Raw genomic sequence first — 2,882 nt, 5'->3', positions numbered from 1 at the left:
CGGTTCGAAAGCCGCGAAGCGGCGTTCCGGACGCGGGCTTCTGAAATGGGGCCCAATCTCTCTCAGAACGGCAGGTACTGATACAGCCAGGTCTCTGTCAGCACCGCATCACCCGCCTTGAGATAGCAGCGCAGCTCCACCGGCTCGCTGCCGCCGACCGTAAGGTCGAACTGGGCCCGCCAATGTCCGGGCACGTCATCAGGAACGGGCTCCGCGAAGACGTAGGAGAATTTGCCGCGCGAGCTCGAGAGTACGACTTCCGGCTTCGTGCCGAAGGGAAGCGCCTCTAGCGCCGGGCCGAGGAACTCGACCATGAACTTGCGCACGCCGCGCGGACGAGCCGTTCCCGGCTGGCCACCATTGCCCAGCCGCGTCGCGACGACCTTCCCGAGCGTCGTCGGAAAAGGCTCGTCCGCGACCCAGTGCAACGTGTAGCGATAGTTGTAGGAGCTGCCGGCCCTGGCCGAGGCCTCCGGCACCCACATCGCGACGATGTTGTCGTGGATCTCGTCATCGGTCGGAATCTCGACGAGCTGGACCGAGCCCTTGCCCCAGTCCCCTTCCGTCTCGACCCAGAGGCTCGGGCGGCGCTCATAGGACACTCCGTCGAGATAATGCCCGACCTCGCGGTCCCGCTGCATCAGCCCGAAGCCGCGCGGGTTGTTATCCGAGAAGGCCGAGGCGATCGTGTGCGGAGGGTTGTTGAGCGGCCGCCAGGCGCGCTCGCCTGAACCGGTCCAGAGGGCGAGCCCGTCGGAGTCATGGACTTCGGGGCGCCAGTCGACGGCCGTTTGCTTGAGCGTCTCGGAATACCAGAACATCGAGGTCAGCGGTGCGATCCCCAGACGCGAGACGTCCTTGCGCAGCTGCAGCTCGGTCTCGATCTCCATGGTGACACCCTTGCCGCGATGCATGCGGAAGCGATAGGCGCCGGCGACGCTCGGCCCCGAGAGCAGCGCGTAGAGGGTGACGTATTCTGCACCTTCCTGCGGGGTCTCCAGCCAGACATGGGTGAAGTCCGGGAACTCCTCGGTCTTGCCGGCGACCGCCGGATCGATGGCGAGCCCGCGCGCCGACAGACCGTACTGGTAGAGCTCGCCGATGGCGCGGAAATAGGAGGCGCCGAGGAAGGCGACCCAGTCGTTGTTCTTCCAGTCCAGCATCTCGCCCTTGCGGCCGGGATGGCCGCTGCGGCTCTCCTGCAGGCGGAAGCCGGCGAAGCCCGTCCCGGGCTTCAATTCATGCGCCGGCGAACTGTCCGGCATCTCGAAATAGCTCTCGTCGTAGACGATCTCGCGCGCGCGGCCGGCCTCCACGACATGCATGCGCACCGGCTTCTGGAAGTAGCGGCCAAGATGGAAGAAGGTCACCGGCCAGGACGAGGGGCCGTTTGCCCACAGCGCCATCTCCGGCTTGAACCGGATCTTGCCATGGGCGTCGTAGTCGATTCGCTGCAGCACGTCCGGCTGTGGGCTCGGGGGGGCCTGATAGGGCTGGGCAGCCATCTGCCTGACCCGCGCCTTCAACGATTCGAAGGTGAAATCCTCGGGCTGACCGAGCTTGAGACCTTGCTGTGCCAGCGCTTCCGGCGCGAAACCGAGCGCCGCCAGCGTCGCTGTCGCACCCGCACCTGCGAGGAGAGTTCGTCGGTCGAGGCGAAGCCCCAGGCTGCTACCCTGCTCGGCGCGGTCGTGCATGTCGTTCCTGATCGCTAGTTGCTCTGGTGCCCGGCCGCCGGTTCCGATGAAGAAGGGCGGCCGTACCGCACGGAGATAGGCAGCCAATCATGGCGAAACCAGTCCGCCTCTTCGGCTAAAGGCGAAACGCCTTGTGCGCGCTTGCGCTTTCGCTTTGCCCGCGGGCGTGCTCTAAAAATGCGACAACCGGCCGCATGAGCCGGATCGCAAATCCTAGGGAGACATCATGAAATCGCTGTTTCGGGCCCGGCATCTCGCCGGCCTTGCCGCCGCCGTCGCGCTCGCTGCCGCTCCGGTGAAGGCCGGCGCGCAGGAGTTCATCAACATCCTGACCGGCGGCACCTCGGGCGTGTACTACCCGATGGGCGTCGCACTCTCGAAGATCTATGGCGACAAGATCCAGAACGTCCGCCCCAGCGTGCAGGCGACCAAGGCCTCGGTCGAGAACCTCGTGCTGCTCCAGCAGGGGCGCGGGGAGATCGCCTTCACGCTGGGCGACTCGCTCGACGCTGCCTGGAAGGGCGACGAGGAGGCTGGCTTCAAGGCGCCGCTGAAGAAACTGCGCGGGATCACCGCGATCTATCCGAACTATGTCCAGATCGTCGCCTCGAAGGAGAGCGGCATCAAGACTCTAGCCGATCTCAAGGGCAAGCGCCTCTCGGTCGGCGCGCCGAAATCCGGCACCGAGCTCAATGCGCGCGCCATCCTTGCTGCCGCCGGCATCACCTACAAGGACCTCGGCAAGATCGAGTACCTGCCCTTCGCCGAGTCGGTGGAGCTGATGAAGAACCGCCAGCTCGACGCCACCCTGCAATCGGCCGGCCTCGGCGTCGCCTCGCTGCGCGATCTGGCTACCTCGGTCGAGATCAACGTCGTAGAGGTGCCGAAAGCCGTCATCGACAAGGCCGGCCCGCCCTTCATCAGCGCGCCGATCCCGGCCAACACCTATACCGGCCAGACCGCCGACGTGAACACGGCCGCCGTAGTCAATTATCTCGTCACCCATGAGGGCGTGAAGGAGGAGCTAGTCTACCAGATGACGAAGAACGTCTTCGAGAATCTGGGCGATCTCGCCGCCTCGCACTCGGCCGGCAAGGAGATCAAGCTGGAAAAGGCACTCGACGGCATGCCCGTGCCGCTGCACCCAGGCGCCGCCCGCTATCTCAAGGAAAAGGGCCTGAAGGC

At 65.5% G+C, this 2,882-nt stretch carries 2 protein-coding genes; one reads left to right on the top strand and one right to left on the bottom strand.

Annotated elements, in window-relative coordinates:
• Positions 1-62: 62 nt before the first annotated feature.
• Positions 63-1,697 (bottom strand): OpgD/OpgG family glucan biosynthesis protein, encoded by a 1,635-nt coding sequence (locus tag ACIPIA_RS13560; RefSeq protein ID WP_400510306.1) that lies wholly within the window; start codon positions 1,695-1,697, stop codon positions 63-65.
• A 226-nt stretch (positions 1,698-1,923) separates the two neighbouring features.
• Here ACIPIA_RS13560 and ACIPIA_RS13555 point away from each other — a divergent pair.
• A partial coding sequence (locus ACIPIA_RS13555) for a TAXI family TRAP transporter solute-binding subunit (protein ID WP_400510305.1) occupies positions 1,924-2,882 on the top strand: 959 nt, incomplete at its 3' end.

This window comes from Allobosea sp. CER48, from assembly GCF_044752385.1.
GTDB lineage: Bacteria > Pseudomonadota > Alphaproteobacteria > Rhizobiales > Beijerinckiaceae > Allobosea.
This window is presented reverse-complemented; position numbering and strand designations above follow the sequence as displayed.

Excerpts from the sequence above, each read along its gene's own strand:
- ACIPIA_RS13560 (WP_400510306.1), bottom strand. The coding sequence starts at position 1,697 with ATGCACGACCGCGCCGAGCAGGGTAGCAGCCTGGGGCTTCGCCTCGAC.